Source organism: Curtobacterium sp. MCBD17_023 (assembly GCF_003224415.1).
In the GTDB taxonomy this organism is placed as follows: Bacteria; Actinomycetota; Actinomycetes; order Actinomycetales; family Microbacteriaceae; genus Curtobacterium.
Map to the genome: position 1 here is coordinate 247,245 of NZ_QKLJ01000003.1, position 18,642 is coordinate 265,886.

Here is an 18,642-nt window from a genome sequence, read left to right on the forward strand (position 1 = left end):
GCGTCCGTCCGCTACGGCTGGACGGCGAGCGTCGCGGCGAGCACGACACCGAACGCCAGCGCCGAGAACGACGACAGCTGCAACGCCGTGATGAGTTCCCGGGGCTTGCGCGAGGACACGCCGATCGCCAGCGCCGGCAGCGCGAGCAGGAGCGAGAAGTACGTGTACCCGCTCCGGAAGTACAGCAACACGAACCAGACGAGCACGACGTACGGCAGCATCAGGAAGAGCGCGAACAGCACGCGGGCGACCGGCCGACCGACCACGACCGCCAGGGTGCGCTTGCCCGCCGCGGTGTCCTCGTCGATGTCACGGATGTTGTTCACCATGAGGACGGCGCACGCGAACAGGCCCGCGGCGACCGCTGCGGCCCAGCCGCTCAGGGTGACCTGACGGATGAGCACGAACTGGGTGCCGAGCACCGCGACCAGCCCGAAGAACACGAAGACGAAGACCTCGCCGAGCGCGTTGTACCCGTAGGGCTTCTTCCCACCGGTGTAGAACCAGGCGGCGACGATGGCTGCTGCTCCGACGAAGAGCAGCCACCACAGCTGGGTGAGCAGCACGATGACGAGGCCGGCGACCGCCGCGAGACCGAAGAACGTCAGCGCCACCGTCAGGACCGTCCGCGGTCGGGCGAGCCCCGATCCGGTGAGCCGGGCCGGACCGACCCGGAACTCGTCCGTGCCGCGGACCCCGTCTGAGTAGTCGTTGCTGTAGTTGACGCCGATCTGCAGGAACAGCGCCACGGCGAGGGCGAGCAGCGCGATGGCGACGCGTGCGTCCGCCGACAGGAAGGACCCGAAGTCACCGGGGACCCGGCTGTCGACGTAGGCCACCCCGGTTCCGAGGACCACCGGGACGACGCCGAGCGTCAGGGTCCGCAGCCGTGCTCCGCCGATCCAGTCGCTCGCGGTCGCGCGGCGGGTGTTCCGCTGCGGCGCTGCCGCCTTCGCCGGGTTGCCGGACCTGCCCTTGGGACGTGTCGTCTTCTTCGCTCCTGCCACGACCGCCCATCGTATCCGCGCGTGGTGCGTCCGTCGCACGACCACCACCGGTGGGACGACCCGGCGGGTCAGGAGCGCGAGCTGCTCAGGCGTCCGGGTCGGCCAGCGCGCGGACGGCTCGTCGGTCGGGCTTGCCCGACGGGAGCATCGGCATGCGGTCCACGACGAGCACCGCGGCGGGACGTGCGGCACGGCCGAGTGCGTCGCCGACGCGGGCCCGGACGACCTCGAGCGGCACGGCCCGCTCCGTCACCACGACCGGCACCTCGCCCCACTCCCCCGACGCCCGGCGCGTCACGACCGCGCCGTCCTGGCCCGGCAGCTCGCGCACGACCCGCTCCACCGCGCCGAGCGGGACCTTCTCCCCGCCGGAGACGACCACGTCGTCCAGTCGACCGGACACCCGGACGCGTCCGTCCTCGATCGTCGCGGCGTCGCCGGTGCGGTACCAGCGGCGGCCGTCACGCTCGGTGAAGACGGCCGCCGTCCGCTCGTCGTCACCGAGGTACCCCTCGGCGAGCATCGGTCCGGTCAGCTGCAGCTCGCCGTCGAGCACTTCGGCGTGGACGGTGTCGAAGGGGACGCCGTCGTAGACGCAGCCCCCGCTCGTCTCGCTCGCGCCGTACGTCGTCACGACGCGGACACCGGCACCGCGCGCCCGGTCGGCCAGTGCGGCGGGGGTCGCCTGCCCGCCGACCAGCACCGCGTCGAACCGCGCCAGGGCCGCGGTGGCCCGGGGGTCGTCGAGCACGCGCGCGAGCTGGACGGGCACGAGCGAGGTGTACCGACGCGGGCCTGCCGGGCCGACCTCGAGCCGGTCCGCTGCGTCGGCGAACGCCCCGGCGTCGAAGTGCCCGGGCGGGACGACGACCGGGGTCGTGCCCGCGACGATCGACCGGGTCAGCACGTTGAGGCCCGCGATGTAGTGGGTCGGCAGGGCGAGCACCCAGCTGCCCGGACCGCCGAGGGCTGCGTCCGCGGCGGCGGCACCGGCGAGCAGCGCCGCCGACGACAGCGCCACGCGCTTGCCCGTCCCGGTGGAGCCGCTCGTCTCGACGACCAGGGCGACCCCCTGCGGGACGTGGGTCGGCGCGCGCGTCGGCAACGGCGGACCGTCCACCGCGACGGGGAGCAGTGCGGGGCCGCCGGTCAGGGCGGCCTCCAGTCCGCGGAGCACGACCAGCGGGTCGGCCGCGCTCGTCGCGACCAGCGGACGCGGCATCAGTAGTGCCAGGGGAACGCTGTCCAGTCGGGCGAGCGCTTCTCGAGGAAGGAGTCGCGGCCCTCGACGGCCTCGTCCGTGCCGTACGCCAACCGCGTGGCCTCGCCGGCGAAGACCTGCTGACCGACCATGCCGTCGTCCACCGCGTTGAAGGCGTACTTGAGCATCCGGATCGCGGTCGGCGACTTGCCCAGGATCGTCTCACCCCAGCGGATGGCCTCGCGCTCCAGGTCCTCGTGCGGCACGACCTTGTTCACGGCGCCCATCTCGTAGGCACGCTGGGCGGAGTACTCCTCGGCCAGGAAGAAGACCTCACGCGCGAGCTTCTGGCCGATCTGCTTCGCGTAGTAGGCGCTGCCGTAGCCACCGTCGAAGGAGCCGACGTCGGCGTCGGTCTGCTTGAACTTCCCGTGCTCCGCGCTCGCGATGGTGAGGTCGCAAACCGCGTGCAGCGAGTGCCCGCCGCCCGCCGCCCATCCGGGGACGACCGCGATGACGACCTTCGGCATCATCCGGATGAGGCGCTGCACCTCGAGGATGTGCAGCCGTCCCATCGACGCCTGGGCGGCAGCGGGGTCGACGCCCTCCGGCGGTGCGCCCTCGTCGCCCACGTACTGGTAGCCGCTCCGGCCCCGGATGCGCTGGTCGCCGCCGGAGCAGAACGCCCATCCGCCGTCCTTCGGGCTCGGCCCGTTGCCGGTGAGCAGGACCACGCCGACGCGGGGGTCCTGGCGGGCGTCGTCCAGTGCCCGGTGGAGCTCGTCGACCGTACGCGGGCGGAAGGCGTTCCGTACCTCGGGGCGGTCGAACGCCACCCGGACGATGCCGCCGGAGACGTGCTTGTGGTACGTGATGTCGGTGAACCGCTCGGCGATCGGAGCAGCGGTCCAGACGTCGGGGTCGAACAGGTCGGAGACGGCAGAGGGCATGTCCCGAACCTACCGCGGGCCCCGGTGGCCAGGTCCGCTCCCGCCCGGTCGGACCGCTCCTACTGCATGCCGGCGAGCATCTCCGGCGCGACGATGACGACGAGCACGATGAGGATCACCGGGTTCGCGAAGAAGGCGAGCACGACCCCGACGACCCCGTACCAGCGGCCGAACGACCCGACGGCCGAGATGAACCCGAGGACCGCCGCGACCAGGGTGAGGAAGACGACCACGAAGCAGATGCCGAACGCGAACGTGGTGTCCCCGCCCATGAAGACGGCGAAGGCGCTCGCGTCCACCGCCGCGGCGACGACGGCCAGGCCGAGCGCGATCTTCCCGATGACGGGGTTGCGGCGACGGCGGTCGGCAGGTTGACGGCGGACGTCGACGGTGCCCTGGCGCATGAGCCGCGCGAACTCGTCGGTCGCCACCGAGCCTCCTCGTCGATCCACCTGTCGCTCCACGGTCAGCTCCGTGGACGGTGCCGACCCGGCCGACCGGTGGTCGACCGGAGCGATGGTAGTGCGCTGCCCTGGCGGTCCCCTCGGAACAGCCGGGAGGACCCATGGAGCGTGCTGCGAGGATGGCCGCGTGCCCGATGTGACCCCGCCGACCACTCCGTCATCACCGTCCGACCACGGCGCACCGCCGTCGTCCACGGCCGCCGTCCCCGACCTGGACGACCTGCTCGCGACCGCCAGGGTCGTCGCCCTGCCGATGCGGGTCCGCTTCCGCGGCATCACCGTGCGCGAGGCACTCGTCCTCCGCGGCCCCGAGGGGTGGACCGAGTTCTCCCCCTTCGTCGAGTACGACGACGCCGAGGCCGCCGCGTGGCTCCGCGCCACCATCGACTTCGGGTGGACGCCGCACCGACCGGCGGCCGACTCGGTCCCGGTCAACGCGACGGTGCCCGCGATCGCCGCGGCGGACGTCCCCGACCTGCTCCGGCGCTACCCCGGGTGCACCACCGCGAAGGTGAAGGTCGCCGAGCCCGGGACGGGCATCGAGGACGACGTCGCCCGGGTCGCCGCCGTCCGCCGCGCGATGGGCGAGGACGCCGCCGTCCGCGTCGACGCGAACGGGCTCTGGTCGCTCGACGACGCGACCCGCGCCCTGGAACGGCTCGCTCCGTTCCGCCTGCAGTACGCCGAGCAGCCGGTCGCCTCGGTCGCGGACCTCGCCGCCCTCCGGTCGCGCGTGGCGGGCCTCGGTGTCCTGATCGCGGCCGACGAGAGCGTCCGCAAGGCCGCGGACCCGCTGGCCGTGGCCCGGGCCGGAGCCGCCGACGTCCTCGTGGTCAAGGCGCAGCCACTCGGCGGCGTCACCGCGGCACGCGCGGTGATCGCCGAGGCCGGCCTGCCCTGCGTGGTCTCCAGCGCGCTCGACACCTCCGTCGGGCTCGGGATGGGCGCGTTCCTCGCCGCCGCTGCGATGGCCCCCGGCTACGCCGCCGGACTCGGCACGGGCGTGATGCTCACGGGCGACGTGACCGCCGACCCGCTGGTGCCCGTCGACGGGCGGATCGCCGTGCGCCGGGTCGAGGCGGACACCGCCCTGCTCGAACGCTGGGCTGCGGCTCCCGACCGCACCGCGTGGTGGGAGGCGCGACTGCGTCGGGTGCACGCGCTCCTGACCGCGCGGTGACCACGCCGCCCACACGACGGACGGGAGGCCCGACACCAGCTGGTGTCGGGCCTCCCGTCCGTCCGGAGCCGCGTCGTCGACGCGCCGGTGTCAGAGCCCGGAGTAGCTGTGCAGCCCCTTGAAGAAGACGTTGACCACCGAGAAGTTGAACATCACGGCCGCGAAGCCGATGAGCGCCAGCCACGACGAGCGCGCACCACGCCACCCACGGGTCGCGCGGGCGTGGATGTACCCGGCGTAGAGCACCCAGATGATGAAGGTCCAGACCTCCTTGGTGTCCCACCCCCAGTACCGGCCCCAGGCGCGCTCGGCCCAGATCGCGCCGGCGATGAGCGTGAAGGTCCAGAGCACGAAGCCGACCAGGATCACGCGGTAGCTGAGGACCTCGAGGCGGTCCGCGTCGGGCAGCGTCGCCATGAAGCGCAGCTTCCGCGACTCCGGACGTCCCAGGCGGTACGTCTGGACGAGCTGCGCGACCGCGAGTCCCGCGCCGAGGGCGAAGAACCCGGTGCCGGCGATGGCGACGAAGACGTGGATGACGAGCCAGTACGACTGCAGCGCGGGCTGCAGCGGCACGACGGGCACGTAGTAGTTCACCGTCGCGATGCCGAGCAGGATGATCGTCAGGCCGGTGATGAACACACCGAGGAACTTGAGGTCCTGCCAGAACTGCACGAGCAGGAACACCAGGATGATGAGCCCCGTGCCCGTGAGCGAGAACTCGAACATGTTGCCCCACGGCACCCGCTCGGCCGCGATGCCCCGGAGGACGATCGCGCCGACGTGCACCACGAGGGCGAGCACCGTCATGGCCATGCCGACCCGTTCGAACCGGGATCCGCGCTGACCGCCGCCCGGGCTCTGCTGCTCGACGCGCTCCAGGACGACGGTGCCGCCCTGCACGGTCGCCACCGTGGCCGCTGCCCCGTCACGCGAGGCGGTTCCGGTCGCCGAGCCGGCCGCGCCGACGTCTCCGGCGCGCTTGGCCATGTCGAGCGCGAACGAGATGAACGCGATGACGTAGACCGCCATCGCGGAGTACGTCAGGACCACCGAGTAGGTGGCGAGGGTTGTCGTGTTCACTGGGCGATCCTAACTCCGAGGTCCGACATGTGCCGCTGGGCGATGTCCGCCACCGCCCGCTCGAGGTTCGGGTCCTCACCGCGGGCCAGACCCGCGTACTCGAGGTCGAACTCCCCGTGCTCCGCACCCGTCCGCCGCACGGCCTTGACCCACACGCGTCGGCGCGGGACGAACAGCGAGGTGAGCAGGCCGAGCACGGAGAGGATCGCGAAGGCGGCGACCCAGAGCTGCGACGGGTCGTGGTGCACGTCGAGGGACACGTAGCGCTTCACGCCGTCGAAGGTGATCGACCCGGCGCCGTCCGGGAGCTGCTTCGTCTCGCCGGGCTTCATCGAGATGCTCGGGGTGTCCGCCTGCCGGCCCGCGATCTGCGTCAGCCCCTTCGTCGAGAGCTGGTAGACGCTCTGCGGGACACCGTCGTCCAGGCCGAGGTCGCCCGTGTAGACCTGCAGCGACAGCATCGGGTTCTCGGTGTCCGGGTACGCCGACGCGAAGGCACCGGTGCTCTGCTTCACCGCGGTCGGGTAGAAGAACCCGATCATGCCGAGCTGGTCCGGTGACGCGTCCGGGACCTTGATGACGCCGGTCGAGGTGTAGTTCGCGTCCTCGGGCAGGAAGGGCACGACGTCCTGGAACGCCACGTCGCCCTCGCCGTCCCGCACCGTTACCTGCATCGCGTAGCCGTTGCCGAGCAGGTACACGTTCGTCCCGCCGATCGCGAGCGGCTCGTTCACGCCGAGTCGGCTCGTCTTCTCCGCGCCGTCCCGGGTCCGGCCGGTCACGGTCGCGGAGTAGTCGGTCGCCTGCCCGAGCGCGTCGAGGTTGGTCTCCTCGTACTTCGTCTCGAAGTCGTCGAGCGTCAGGTTGTAGCCCTGCAGGTCCGACTGCGAGAACCAGCGGCCGGGGTTGAACGAGTCGTACGAGCCGAGGACGTTCGTGAAGGTCTGCCCCTCGACGAGCAGTCGCTGGCCGGTGTAGCTGAACCCGCCACCGAGGCCGACGGCCAGGAGCACACCCACGAGGGCCGCGTGGAACACCAGGTTGCCGGTCTCGCGGAGGTACCCGCGCTCGGCGCTGACGGAGTCCCCGAACCGCTCGACGCGGTAGCCGGAGCGCTTCAGCTGCGCCATCGCGGACGTCACGGCGTGGTCGACGGACGGGAGGCCCGGGGCGGCGTCCGCCCCGGCGGTCGCGGCCACGCCCTCCGCGCCGGCACCGGTCGCGGTGGCACGGACCGTCTCGGGGGTCACCGCGACGGTGCGGAAGCCGGCGAGCCGACCGAGTCGCGCCGGCGTCTTCGGGGGCCGTGTCCGCAGCGCCTGCCAGTGGTGGCGGGTGCGCGGCACGATGCAGCCGATGAGCGAGACGAAGAGCAGCAGGTAGATCGCCGAGAACCAGACGGACGTGTAGGTGTCGAACACCTGCAGCTTGTCGAGCACCGGGAAGAGCGTCGGGTGGTCGTTCTCGTACTGCACGACGCCGTTCGGGTCCGCCTGCCGCTGCGGCACGAGCGACCCCGGGATGGCCGCGAGGGCGAGCAGCATGAGCAGGAAGAGCGCCGTGCGCATGCTCGTCAGCTGACGCCAGGCGAAGCGGAGGTACCCGACGACACCGAGCTTCGGCTGCGCGATCCCGTCGTCCCGGGCGCTCGACGCGGCCGGGGTCCCGTCGACGTGGTCGGACGGTCGCTGGGGGTCCGACGTGCGGTCGGCACCGGTCCCGGCCTCGTCGACCAGGTCGTCCTCGTTGCGCTCAGACCGCGGGGACAAAGCTCTGGATCACCGCCCCGACGCTCGACATGACGGCCGACCAGATGCCGGTGACCATGAGCAGACCGATGACGATCAGGATCGCTCCTCCGATGATGTTGACGGTGCGCATGTGCCGCTTGACGACGCCGATCGCGCCCGAGGCCCATCCGGCGCCGAGTGCGACGAGCAGGAACGGGACGCCGAGTCCGATGCAGTACGCGATGCCGAGCACGACGCCCTGCCAGGCGCTGCCGGACTGGAAGCTGATGAGGTTGATCGCCGCCAGGGTCGGGCCGATGCAGGGCGTCCACCCGAGCGCGAACACGATGCCGAGCAGCGGGGCGCCGAGCAGCCCGGTGCGCGGGGTGAAGGACGACTTGACGGTCCGCTGCAGGAACGTGAACCGTCCGATGAAGACCAGGCCCATCGCGATCACGACGATGCCCATGAGCTGCACGATGAGGTCCCGCCAGCGCACGAGCCAGAAGCCGACCGCGCCCGCCGCGGCGGACCCCAGGACGAAGACGACGGTGAAGCCGAGCACGAACAGGAGCACGCCGAGGAGCACGCGGCCGCGCGAGTGCCGCGAGCCGTCGGCGATCCCGCCCACGTACCCGAGGTAGCCCGGCACGAGGGGCAGCACGCACGGCGACAGGAACGAGACGAGCCCGGCGAGCGCCGCCACGGGCAGCCCGACGAGGAGCTGCCCGCTGAAGATCGCGTCGGCGAAGGGGTTGCCGCTGGACACCGGTCAGGACGCCTTGCCGGTCAGTTCGTCGTCCACCAGGGTGGTGAGGATGCCCGGTCCGTCGACCGCACCGAGGACCCGCGCTGCGACCCGGCCCTGCTCGTCGAGGACGATCGTCGTCGGCACGGCGTTCGGGGCGATCTCACCGGAGAGCGCGAGCTGCATGGTGCCGGTCCGGGCGTCGAGGACCGTCGGGTAGTCGACGCCGAACTTGCGCTCGAAGGCCTCCGCGGTACCGGCCTCGTCACGGACGTTGACGCCGACGAACTGCACGTCGTCGTCGGCGAACCGGTCGTGCACGGTGTTGAGGTGCTTCGCTTCTGCCCGGCACGGCGGGCAGCCGGCGTACCAGAAGTTGATGACGACGACGTCGCCGCGCATCGCCTTCGACGACAGCTCGTCGCCCGTGATCGACTCGGCGGTGAAGTCGACGGGGTCGGAGCGGTCGGCTGCCGCGACCTCGGTCACCGCACCGGTCCCGGAGATGTAGTTCTGGGTGCTGCCGTTCCCGTACTGCTTCGACAGGGAGTCGTTGCTCGAGGAGCAGCCGACGAGCACGAGCACCGTCGCGATCGCGATCGCTGCAGCACCGGCGGTCCGGGTCCGGGTCCGGGTGCGGGTTGTGCGCATCACACTGCTCCTTCGTCGATGGCCGAGGCGCGGAGCTCTGCCGCCGGGTCCGCGTACCCGACCTCGGTGAACCGGACGGCCGCGGTGCCGGGGGTCCGCACGAGGGTCGTGATGCTCGAGAGGTCGCACCGGCGCTTCCGGGGGTCGTGCCAGAGGGGCTCCCCCGCCAGCCGACGGTGCACCATCCAGATCGGCAGCTGGTGGCTCACGAGGACGACATCGCCCTCGTCGACGCTCTCCCACGCGGTCGTGACGGCGGCGAGCATCCGGTTGGCGATCGACTCGTACGCCTCGCCCCAACTCGGGCGCATGGGGTTCGCGATCCACGGCCACTCACTCGGCCGACGGACCGAGCGCTTGGTGAACCCCGGCGGCTGGCCCTCGTAGCGGTTCGTCGGCTCGATGAGCCGTTCGTCGATGCGGACGTCCAGGCTGTAGACCGCCGCCCACGGCGCGGCCGACTCCTGCGTGCGCTGCAACGGCGAGGCGACGATCGCCCGGACGTCGATGCCGGCGTCCTTCCAGGCGGTGGCCGAGGCCTGGGCCATCCGGGTGCCGAGCTCGCTCAGACCGAAGCCCGGGAGCCGCCCGTAGAGGACACGGTCGGGGTTGTGGACCTCGCCGTGCCGCACGAGGTGGATCTTGGTCGCGGGCATGGGTTCCAGTGTAGGTCGGTCCCGCTCGTCCACCGGCCCCACAGCGGATCCACGGACTTCGGGACCGTTCAGTCGAGGTGCCCGGACAGCCGACCGTGCAGGGCGGTCGAACCGGTGTTCAGGTTGACCACCTCCACCGTGGACCCGTGCTTCGCGAACCGCTGCTCGACCCCGTCCAGGGCGGCCACCGTGCTCGCGTCGAACACGTGCGCCTCGGACATGTCGACGACGACGTACTCGGGGTCCTCGGCGTAGGAGAACCGGTTGACGAGGTCGTTCGAGGACGCGAAGAACAGTGCCCCGCGCACCCGGTAGCGGACCGTGCGCTTGTCGACCGGTTCGCGCACGACCTCGACGACGTGGGCGACCCGGCGGGCGAACACCAGTGCTGCGACGACGACCCCGACGAGGACCCCGGTGGCGAGGTTCTCGGTCGCCACGACGACCAGCACGGTGATGACCATGACGGCGGTCTCGCCGAGGGGCATGCGGCGGAGGGTGCGCGGCCGGATGCTGTGCCAGTCGAACGTGGCGACGCAGACCATGAGCATCACCGCGGTGAGCGCCGCCATCGGGATCTGTGCGACCAGGTCGTGCAGGACGATCGTCAGGACGAGGACCGCTGCCCCGGCGACGAAGGTCGAGACCCTGGTGCGGGCACCCGCGGTCTTGACGTTGATGACGGTCTGCCCGATCATCGCGCACCCGCCGGTGCCGCCGAAGAAGCCCGAGGCGACGTTCGCGATCCCCTGACCCCACGACTCCCGCCAGGCACTCGAGCGGGTCTCGGTGACGGCGTCGACGAGCTGCGCGGTGAGCAGCGTCTCGATGAGGCCGACGATCGCGACACCGAAGGCGTACGGCGCGATGATCCGCAGGGTGTCCAGGGTGAACGGGACCGTGATGCCGGTGAACCCCGGCAGGGCGGTGGGGAGCGAGCCCTCGTCGCCGACGGTGGGGACCGCGATGCCGAACACCATCGTGATCGCCGTCACGACGACGACGGCGATGAGCGGTGCCGGGACGGCCTTGGTGAGGAACGGGACGCCGACGATGAGCGCGACGCCGAGGGCGGTCAGGGGCCACACGACGGGTGGCACTCCGTCGCCGAGGAGGTTCGGCAGCTGCGCGGTGAAGATGAGGATCGCCAGCGCGTTGACGAACGCCAGGTTGACGCTCCGCGGGATGAAGCGCATCAGCCGCGCGACGCCGAGGAACCCGAGCACGAGTTGGAACACGCCGCCGAGCACGATCGCCGGGACGAGGTACGCGACGCCGTGGTCCCGCACGAGGGGTGCGATCACGAGCGCGACCGATCCGGCAGCGGCGGAGATCATCGCCGGCCGGCCGCCGACGACCGAGATGACGATCGCGAAGACGACGCTCGAGAAGAGGCCGACCGCGGGGTCGACGCCCGCGACCACGGAGAACGAGATCGCCTCCGGGATGAGGGCGAGCGCCGTGACGACCCCCGCCAGGACCTCCCGGGTGAGGAGGCGCGGGGACCGCAGGGCGGTGCGGACGCTCGGCGTGACGGGAGCAGCGGTGGAGATCGACATCGCCGCAACCCTACCCTCACGTGAGGGTAGGGATGACGAGGCCTCGACAGCAGGAGCGCGGCGACCAGCGGGAGGGCAGCGCGGCCGGGCGTCCCGCTGGCGGGCGCGGCCGCGCGGTCAGCCTCCCACCCACCGGGCTCTGCCACGATGTCGGACATGACCGTTCCCGACGTCCCCGCGACCATGCACATCGGCGAACTCGCCGAGCGCACCGGGATGTCACTCCGGTCCATCCGGCACTACGACGAGGTCGGGCTCCTCGTCCCGAGCGGCCGCACCGCCGGCGGGTTCCGCGTCTACACGGCCGGTGACCTGGAGCGGTTGCTCGTCATCCGGCGGATGAAGCCGCTCGGGTTCACGCTCGAGGAGATGGCCGGGCTCCTCCGCGTCGTCGACGGACTGACGGCCGGCGACCCTGCCGAGGCCGCGGACCTCGCCGCCCGGCTCGACGCGTTCCTCGAGGACGCCACCGCCCGGCACGCGAAGCTGTTGGAGCGGGCGGCCATGGCCGAGGAGTTCATCGGCACCCTCGGGTCCTTGCGCGCCTCGCTGCCCTAATCCGTCCTCTCCCGTCTGCTGGGACGTCCGCCTGACGCGGGCGCGCTCGTCCGGCACGAGCGGGAGGGGTGACCAGGCCGCAGCACCTTCCCGGACCCTCCGTCACGGGTACCGCCCCGTTCGTCCTCCGACCTGGCCACGACGACGACGCTACGGACGTCGCCGGGCCGGCACGGGCCTCCCGGCCGGACTGTGGACAACCGAGCGACGAGTCGCGGCTGTGGACAGAAGGCCACCTCCCGGACCCGGGTTCTGCACAGGCGACGCCGTTCCCGCGCCCGGCCGGTAGACTCGACGACCGTGATCGAACGCACCCGCATCGCCGACCTGGCAAGCCTCCCCGACGGCCCCGTCTCCGTGGCCGGATGGGTCGAGACCGTCCGCGATCAGAAGAAGGTGCAGTTCGTCGTGCTGCGCGACGAGACCGGCGCCGTCCAGCTCGTGAACCCCGCGACGCGTGAAGCGACCGAGGGCGACGACGCGTCCGCTGCGGCCCTCGCGACCACCGAGACGATCTCGGGACTCGCGCACGGCTCGTTCATCCACGTCGCCGGCACGCTCAAGGCGGACGAGCGCGTGAAGCTCGGCGGGCTCGAGGTCAAGGTCGGCGAACTGACCGTCGTCAGTGCCGCCATCCCCGAGACCCCGATCGCGGACGACTCCTCGCTCGACAAGCGCCTCGACTGGCGCTTCCTCGACCTGCGCAACCGCAAGCAGAACCTGATCTTCCGCATCCAGACGACCCTCGAGCACGCGTTCCGCACGTACTGGGTCGAGCGCGACTACATCGAGATCCACACCCCGAAGCTGATGGCCTCCGCGTCGGAGTCCCGCGCCGAGCTCTTCCAGCTCGAGTACTTCGAGACGACGGCGTACCTGGCGCAGTCGCCGCAGAACTTCAAGCAGATGGCACAGCCCGCGGGCTTCGGCGCCGTGTTCGAGATCGCTGACGCGTTCCGCGCCGACCCCTCGTTCACCAGCCGGCACGCCACGGAGTTCACCAGCGTCGACGCCGAGTTCTCGTGGATCGAGTCGCACGCCGACGTCATGGCGATGCACGAGGAGGTCCTCGTCGCCGGCATCACGGCCGTCAAGGAGAAGTACGGCACCGCGATCGAGGAGGTCTTCGGCTTCGAACTGCAGGTCCCGACGACGCCGTTCCCCCGTGTGACCCTCGCCGAAGCGCGGAAGATCGTCGCGGACAGCGGCTACGAGGTCGTCCGCGCTGACGGTGACCTGGACCCCGAGGGCGAGCGCCGCGTCTCCGCATGGGCGAAGGAGCACCACGGCTCCGAGTTCGTCTTCGTCACCGACTACGACGCCTCGATCCGGCCGTACTACCACATGCGTCACGCCGACGATCCGACGCTCACGAACAGCTACGACCTGCTGTTCAACGGTGCCGAGATCTCCACGGGCGCGCAGCGCGAGCACCGCGTCGACGTGCTGACCGCACAGGCGGAGGAGAAGGGCCTGGACCCCGCCGAGCTCGGCTGGTACCTCGACTTCTTCCGCTACGGCGTCCCGCCGCACGGTGGGTTCGGGATGGGCCTCGCGCGCGTGCTGATGCTCATGCTCGGCGAGCCGTCCATCCGCGAGGTCACGTACCTCTTCCGCGGCCCGACGCGCCTCACGCCGTAGCGCGCCTCACGCCGTAGCCCGGCGCGGAGCGCCGCCGACCGGCGCCGACCGGCGCGGGAGCGGCGCCGACCGGCGCCGCAGGGCGCGGCGCCGCAGGGCGCGGCGCCGCGCAGCGTGGCGCCGACCGGCGCCGCGTGGCGCGGACCGGCGCCGCACAACGAGAACCGGCTCGAACCACGGACGTCCGTGGTTCGAGCCGGTTCTCGTTGGGCCTGTCCGACGCGCGCCGGCAGCAGCGGCGCGCTGGCAGCAGCGGCGCGCCGGCAGCGACGCGCGCTGGCAGCAGCGACGCGCGCCGACAGCAGCGACGCGCGCCGACAGCGGCGACCCGCGCCGCTCAGTCCTGCCAGTCGATGGCCGCCCGCGCGGTGACGAGACCGCGGATCTCGGCGGCGGCCGTCTGGTGGTCGGGGTGCACCTGGTACTCGTCGAGACCGGCCAGGTCGTCGAACTCCGCGACGACGGCGACGTCCTGGTTCTTCCCCGGGTAGGCGACGTTCTCGACCACCTGGAGCGACTTGATGGACGGGATGACCCCGACGAGCCCCGTCAGGAGTTCCCGGATCCGGGCCACGGCGTCGTCGCGGTCCAGGTCCTCGCGCAGGGTCCAGGAGACCACGTGGCGGATCATGCGCGGGCCTCGGCCTGCTCGAGCGCCCGGGCGAGTCGCTCGGGATCGACGTGCCAGTTGCTGTGCACCCGTCCGTCGACGAGCACGACGGGGATGTCCTCCGCGTACTCCAGGCGGAGGGCGTCGTCGTCGAGGATCGACCGCTCCTCGAACGTGACCCCGGGACGGTCGGCGACGACACGTTCGACGATCGGACGGGCGTCGTCACAGAGGTGGCATCCGGGCTTGGTGAGGAGCGTCACGGCTGGCATGCGACCAGGCTACCCGCGCCGGTGCGGGCACTCACGATGTGCCGACGGGCCTCCAGGCGGCGTGTCCGGCGGCGACGTCCCGGTGCGGTCGTCGACGGACCCGGGAAACGCAAGAGCCCCGGCGGACCGGGGCTCTTGCTGCGGGTCTCTCGACCTACTTCTTGTTGCGACGCTGGTGGCGCGTCTTGCGAAGGAGCTTGCGGTGCTTCTTCTTCGCCATGCGCTTGCGACGCTTCTTGATGACAGAACCCATGTGGACCTCGCTCGGACTGATGCTGATGTACGGACACCGGGCCGATGAAGCCGCGGAAAATCAACCTGCCCGAGTCTACCGGCTGGCTGCTGCGATGTCGAACGGCGCCGGAACGGACGGTGGACGCCCGGTGTGGAACGGTCGTGCTGCGTGCGGGTCAGCCGACGTCGGCGATGCCGCCGCGCAGGAGTTCCGCCACCGCCGACTCCGGCACCCGGAAGGAGCGGCCGAAGCGGATGGCGGGGAGCTCCCCCGCGTGGACCATGCGGTACACCGTCATCTTGGAGACGCGCATCATCTCGGCGACCTCCGCGACGGTGAGGAAGCGCACGTCGTCGAAACTGCCGGTCATGGTCCGCCTTCGGGCTGGCTCGTGGTGTGACCTGTGTGGTCCCTGGTCACTGTAGGGGCGCGTGCAGCCCGGTGTCCAGCAACTGTTCAGTCGTCCTCGGGCCGCTTCGTGAAGCGACGCCGGCTCCGGTCCACGACCCGCTCCCAGCCCTGCTGCGCACCGGTGATCGCGACCGTCGCGCGGTGCGACGCCTCGGCCATCACCCGCCCGAGTTCGGTGCCCACCTCGACGGTCGCCTTGCCGGCCGCACCGCTCCTCCGGACGGACACGGGCTGACCGTCCGGCGTCCACGACGTGGTCGCGGGCGTGCCGTCGGCGTCCACGGCGGTCGTGAAGGGGACGACCCACTCCTCGATGCCGAGCAGGGGCTCCGGGTCGAGCCGGTAGTAGCGGTGCTGCCCCTCCTCGCGGCTGGTCACGAGACCGATGTCGCGGAGGACGCGGAGGTGCTTCGAGACGGTCGGTTGGCTGACCCCGAGTCGCAGGACGAGTTGCCCGACGCTCAGTTCGCCACCGGTCGCGTCGGCACCGAGGGCGGTGAGGAGCTCGCCCAGCAGCGCCCGGCGCGTCGGGTCCGCGACGACGCTGAAGATGTCGGCCATGCGGCAAGGCTAACGGCGGCCGTGCGGATGTACCATGACGAACCGTCCCGCCCATGTCCCCGGAGGCATACGATGCTCGACCGCACCGAGCCGGTCCCCACCGTCGGGGACCTGTCGGGTCAGCGCCGCCCGGGGAAGCTCGTGACGGCCCTGCGCTCGTCGCCCTCGCGGCTGGCGATCCTCGTCTTCATCGTGCTCATCTTCCTGTTCACGGCGCTGTTCATGACCCCGATGGCGTCGGCGGACGGGACCGTGACGCACTTCTCCGACGCCCTGTTCACCGCGGCGAGCGTCGTCTGTGTCACCGGCCTGGCGACGGTCGACATGGCGACGCACTGGTCGGTGTTCGGCAAGGTCCTCGTCGTCATCGGGACGCAGATCGGTGCGCTCGGCGTGCTCACCTTCGCCTCGATCCTCGGGCTCGTGGTCACCCGCCGCCTCGGGCTGCGCGCCAAGCTCATCGCGGCCGGGGACTCGAACCCGCTGCGCACGCACCACGGCGCCGTGCCGGAGGGCCAGGCGGTCCGCCTCGGCGACGTCGGCACGCTGCTGCTCACCGTCGCGGTGAGCACACTGACGATCGAAGTGGTCATCGGTCTGCTGCTCCTGCCGAGCGTGCTCGTCACCGGTGTGCCGTTCTGGACGGCGGTCGGCGACTCCTTCTACTACTCGGCGATGGCCTTCACGAACACGGGCTTCGCGCCGAACGCCGACGGTCTCGACCCGTACGCCCACGACTACTGGTTCCTCAGCCTCCTGATGGTCGGCGTCGTGGCCGGGTCGATCGGGTTCCCGGTCATCCGGACCCTGACGAAGCAGCTCCGGTCCCCCCGCCGCTGGCCCATCCACGTGAAGCTCACGCTCGCGACGAGCCTCGTGCTGCTCCTCGGCGGCACGGCGGCGTACATCGCCCTCGAGGCGTCGAACCCCGAGACGTTCGGACAGGAGGGCGCCGGGCGCACCGCGTTCCAGGCGCTCTTCCTGTCGACGATGACGCGGTCGGGTGGGTTCTCGCTCGTCGACTTCGACGAACTGAACGGCTCGAGCCTGCTCGTCACCGACATGCTCATGTTCATCGGTGGCGGCTCCGCCTCCACCGCCGGCGGCATCAAGGTCACCACGCTCGCCGTGCTCTTCCTCGCAGCCGTCGCGGAAGCCCGTGGCCGGCAGAGTATGGAGGCGTTCGGCCGTCGGATCCCGAGCGACGTCCTGCGCGTGGCGGTCGCGATCGTCCTCTGGGGGGCGACCATCGTCGCGGTCGCCACCGTCGTGCTGCTGCAGATCACGCACGAGCCGCTCGACCGCGTCCTGTTCGAGGTGATCTCGGCCTTCGCGACGTGCGGGCTGTCCTCCGGGGTGTCCGCCGACCTGCCGGAGTCCGGGAAGTACGTGCTCGCCGCCACGATGTTCCTCGGTCGTGTCGGTACAGTGACCATCGCCGCCGCGCTCGCCGCCAGTCAGAGCCGGCAGCTGTTCCGCCGTCCCGAGGAGAGGCCGATCGTTGGCTGACCGACACCGTCCGCACGCCCAGCAGGGTCCCGTCAGCCACGACGCCCCGGTCCTCGTGATCGGTCTCGGGCGGTTCGGTGCCGCGACCGCCGGGCAGCTCGAACGGCAGGGGCGTGACGTCCTCGTCGTGGACACGGACGCCGCGCTCGTGCAGAAGTGGTCGGACCGGGTGACGCACGCGGTCCAGGCCGACGCGACCGACATGGACGCGCTCAAGCAGATCGGCGCGCAGGACTTCGCCATCGCGGTCGTCGGCACCGGTTCGGACCTGGAGTCGAGCGTGCTCATCACGGCCAACCTGGTCGACCTCGGCGTCCCGCAGATCTGGGCCAAGGCGATCAGCCGGTCGCACGGCACGATCCTCAGCCGCATCGGCGCGAACCACGTGGTCTACCCCGAGCGGGAGGCCGGCGAGCGCACGGCACACCTGGTGTCCGGTCGGATGCTCGACTTCATCGAGTTCGACGACGACTTCGCCGTGGTGAAGATGTTCCCGCCGCGGGCGGTCCGCGGGCGGGACCTGGCGACCACGGTCATCCGGACGCGGCACGGTCTGACGGTGCTGGGCATCAAGCCGCCCGGTCAGGCGTTCGTGCCGGCGACGCCGGACAGTGTCATCGGCGAGGACGACGTCATCATCGTCTCGGGCACGGAAACGGACCTCGAACGGTTCGCGGCGCTCGAGTAGCCCCGCCGGGGGTCGGGCTCAGAGCCGCGACAGCTCCTCGGCCCTGGCCATCGCGGCCCGGGCGGCGTGTTCGAGCACGTCGGCCAGGTCGGCGTCCTGCAGCACGGCCACGGCACGCTCGGTCGTGCCCTTCGGGCTGGTCACCGCGCGGCGCAGGTCGGCCGGCTCGCTGCCGGACCGCGCGAGGAGCTCGACCGCCCCGCGGACCGTGCCCTGCACCATCGTCCGTGCCTGGTCGGGGCTGAACCCGAGCGCCTCCGCGGACCGCTGCCACTGCTCGACGAACAGGAAGACGTAGGCGGGGCCCGACCCGGACACCGCGGACAGCGCGTCGAGCTGCGCCTCCGGGACGTCGAGGACGTCCCCGGACACGGCGAACACGGACGATGCGAGGGCGACCGCCTCGGCGTCGGCCGACGCGCCGGCACTGATCCCGGTGACCCCGAGGCCGACCCCGATCGGCGTGTTCGGGAGGGCACGGACGACACGGACGCCGGCAGGCACGTGGGCCTCCATGGAGGCGGTGGTCACGCCGACGGCGACGCTCACGACGACCGCGTCCGGCTCGAGGTCGGCGGCGACCTCGTCGAGCAGGTCCACGACGCCGAAGGGCTTCACGCCGAGCACCACGACGCCGGCCCCGCGCACGGCGGCCCGGTTCGCGTCCGGATCCACCTCGGACGCGACGGCGTGCAGCCCGGTGAACCGGTGTGCCGACGCGGACGCCTCGGACCGGGTGGTGACGGCCACGGAGTCCGGCGAGACCCCGGCGGCGAGGAGCCCCTGCAGGACCGCGCCGGACATGGAACCGACGCCGAGCATGGCGACGCGGGGCAGTGCGATGGTCATGGCCCGACCCTACCGACGACCGGGACCGTCTCGACGGCCGGCGGCCCAGTATCGTGGTCGAGGTCGGTACGAGAAGGGG

The 18,642-nt window shown here is 71.6% G+C and carries 21 protein-coding genes; 5 read left to right on the forward strand and 16 right to left on the reverse strand.

The window, feature by feature from the left end; genetic code table 11:
• Window positions 1-11: 11 nt before the first annotated feature.
• From DEI84_RS05915 to DEI84_RS05930, 4 genes are all read right to left on the reverse strand, one after another.
• On the reverse strand, window positions 12-1,007 hold the full coding sequence (locus DEI84_RS05915; protein WP_258371705.1) for a 1,4-dihydroxy-2-naphthoate polyprenyltransferase: 996 nt from the start codon (window positions 1,005-1,007) through the stop codon (window positions 12-14).
• A gap of 85 nt (window positions 1,008-1,092) precedes the next feature.
• A complete protein-coding gene (locus tag DEI84_RS05920) occupies window positions 1,093-2,229 on the reverse strand; it encodes an AMP-binding protein (RefSeq protein WP_110890037.1) in 1,137 nt (378 codons plus the stop codon).
• Entirely contained in the window at window positions 2,229-3,158 is a 930-nt protein-coding gene (locus tag DEI84_RS05925; RefSeq protein ID WP_110890038.1) for a 1,4-dihydroxy-2-naphthoyl-CoA synthase, read from the reverse strand. Before DEI84_RS05925 ends, DEI84_RS05920 begins: the two co-directional genes overlap by 1 nt.
• 59 nt (window positions 3,159-3,217) lie before the next feature.
• Window positions 3,218-3,589 (reverse strand): hypothetical protein, encoded by a 372-nt coding sequence (locus DEI84_RS05930; RefSeq protein WP_110824646.1) that lies wholly within the window; start codon window positions 3,587-3,589, stop codon window positions 3,218-3,220.
• A gap of 244 nt (window positions 3,590-3,833) precedes the next feature.
• On the opposite strand from DEI84_RS05930, the gene DEI84_RS05935 reads away from it, so the two are divergent.
• The gene (locus DEI84_RS05935; RefSeq protein WP_258371717.1) at window positions 3,834-4,802 is read left to right on the forward strand and encodes an o-succinylbenzoate synthase; all 969 of its coding nucleotides are present in this window, start codon (window positions 3,834-3,836) and stop codon (window positions 4,800-4,802) included.
• A 90-nt stretch (window positions 4,803-4,892) separates the two neighbouring features.
• Here the strand turns inward: DEI84_RS05935 and ccsB are convergent, their stop codons facing one another.
• The 6 genes from ccsB to DEI84_RS05965 form a co-directional block, all read right to left on the reverse strand.
• Window positions 4,893-5,834, reverse strand: a complete 942-nt coding sequence (gene ccsB, locus DEI84_RS05940; RefSeq protein WP_110824841.1) for a c-type cytochrome biogenesis protein CcsB — start codon at window positions 5,832-5,834, stop codon at window positions 4,893-4,895.
• 47 nt (window positions 5,835-5,881) lie between these two features.
• Window positions 5,882-7,654: a cytochrome c biogenesis protein ResB gene (locus DEI84_RS05945; protein ID WP_110890039.1), complete on the reverse strand. Its 1,773-nt coding sequence runs from the start codon at window positions 7,652-7,654 to the stop codon at window positions 5,882-5,884.
• Window positions 7,638-8,384 carry a cytochrome c biogenesis CcdA family protein gene (locus DEI84_RS05950; RefSeq protein WP_110824648.1) on the reverse strand — a complete coding sequence of 249 codons (747 nt, stop codon included), beginning with the start codon at window positions 8,382-8,384 and terminating at the stop codon, window positions 7,638-7,640. Before DEI84_RS05950 ends, DEI84_RS05945 begins: the two co-directional genes overlap by 17 nt.
• 3 nt (window positions 8,385-8,387) lie before the next feature.
• Window positions 8,388-9,014, reverse strand: coding sequence for a TlpA disulfide reductase family protein (locus tag DEI84_RS05955; protein WP_110890040.1), 627 nt, complete (start codon window positions 9,012-9,014; stop codon window positions 8,388-8,390).
• A complete protein-coding gene (locus DEI84_RS05960) occupies window positions 9,014-9,670 on the reverse strand; it encodes a histidine phosphatase family protein (RefSeq protein ID WP_110890041.1) in 657 nt (218 codons plus the stop codon). The genes DEI84_RS05955 and DEI84_RS05960 overlap by 1 nt, the downstream gene beginning before the upstream one ends.
• Before the next feature lie 68 nt (window positions 9,671-9,738).
• Window positions 9,739-11,229 (reverse strand): SulP family inorganic anion transporter, encoded by a 1,491-nt coding sequence (locus tag DEI84_RS05965; RefSeq protein ID WP_110890042.1) that lies wholly within the window; start codon window positions 11,227-11,229, stop codon window positions 9,739-9,741.
• A 156-nt stretch (window positions 11,230-11,385) separates the two neighbouring features.
• On the opposite strand from DEI84_RS05965, the gene DEI84_RS05970 reads away from it, so the two are divergent.
• Together DEI84_RS05970 and aspS are read left to right on the forward strand one after the other, a co-directional pair.
• Window positions 11,386-11,787, forward strand: coding sequence for a MerR family transcriptional regulator (locus DEI84_RS05970; RefSeq protein WP_110890043.1), 402 nt, complete (start codon window positions 11,386-11,388; stop codon window positions 11,785-11,787).
• A 300-nt stretch (window positions 11,788-12,087) separates the two neighbouring features.
• On the forward strand, window positions 12,088-13,428 hold the full coding sequence (gene aspS / locus DEI84_RS05975; protein WP_110824653.1) for an aspartate--tRNA(Asn) ligase: 1,341 nt from the start codon (window positions 12,088-12,090) through the stop codon (window positions 13,426-13,428).
• 337 nt (window positions 13,429-13,765) lie between these two features.
• Here the strand turns inward: aspS and DEI84_RS05980 are convergent, their stop codons facing one another.
• From DEI84_RS05980 to DEI84_RS06000, 5 genes are all read right to left on the reverse strand, one after another.
• Window positions 13,766-14,059, reverse strand: a complete 294-nt coding sequence (locus tag DEI84_RS05980; RefSeq protein ID WP_110890044.1) for a Dabb family protein — start codon at window positions 14,057-14,059, stop codon at window positions 13,766-13,768.
• Window positions 14,056-14,310 carry a glutaredoxin family protein gene (locus tag DEI84_RS05985; protein WP_110824655.1) on the reverse strand — a complete coding sequence of 85 codons (255 nt, stop codon included), beginning with the start codon at window positions 14,308-14,310 and terminating at the stop codon, window positions 14,056-14,058. The genes DEI84_RS05980 and DEI84_RS05985 overlap by 4 nt, the downstream gene beginning before the upstream one ends.
• A 154-nt stretch (window positions 14,311-14,464) precedes the next feature.
• Window positions 14,465-14,563, reverse strand: a complete 99-nt coding sequence (locus DEI84_RS05990; RefSeq protein WP_003792170.1) for a 30S ribosomal protein bS22 — start codon at window positions 14,561-14,563, stop codon at window positions 14,465-14,467.
• 157 nt (window positions 14,564-14,720) lie between these two features.
• Window positions 14,721-14,915 carry a helix-turn-helix domain-containing protein gene (locus DEI84_RS05995; RefSeq protein WP_058729786.1) on the reverse strand — a complete coding sequence of 65 codons (195 nt, stop codon included), beginning with the start codon at window positions 14,913-14,915 and terminating at the stop codon, window positions 14,721-14,723.
• 86 nt (window positions 14,916-15,001) lie between these two features.
• A complete protein-coding gene (locus DEI84_RS06000) occupies window positions 15,002-15,517 on the reverse strand; it encodes a helix-turn-helix transcriptional regulator (protein ID WP_110890045.1) in 516 nt (171 codons plus the stop codon).
• Between the two features lie 72 nt (window positions 15,518-15,589).
• Between DEI84_RS06000 and DEI84_RS06005 the strand changes: the two genes are divergently transcribed.
• On the forward strand, window positions 15,590-17,026 hold the full coding sequence (locus tag DEI84_RS06005; protein WP_110890046.1) for a TrkH family potassium uptake protein: 1,437 nt from the start codon (window positions 15,590-15,592) through the stop codon (window positions 17,024-17,026).
• Complete coding sequence (locus tag DEI84_RS06010; RefSeq protein WP_110824659.1) at window positions 17,019-17,714, forward strand: TrkA family potassium uptake protein; 696 nt, start codon at window positions 17,019-17,021, stop codon at window positions 17,712-17,714. The genes DEI84_RS06005 and DEI84_RS06010 overlap by 8 nt, the downstream gene beginning before the upstream one ends.
• A gap of 18 nt (window positions 17,715-17,732) precedes the next feature.
• Here the strand turns inward: DEI84_RS06010 and proC are convergent, their stop codons facing one another.
• Window positions 17,733-18,563 (reverse strand): pyrroline-5-carboxylate reductase, encoded by an 831-nt coding sequence (gene proC / locus DEI84_RS06015; protein ID WP_110890047.1) that lies wholly within the window; start codon window positions 18,561-18,563, stop codon window positions 17,733-17,735.
• Window positions 18,564-18,642 lie beyond the last annotated feature (79 nt).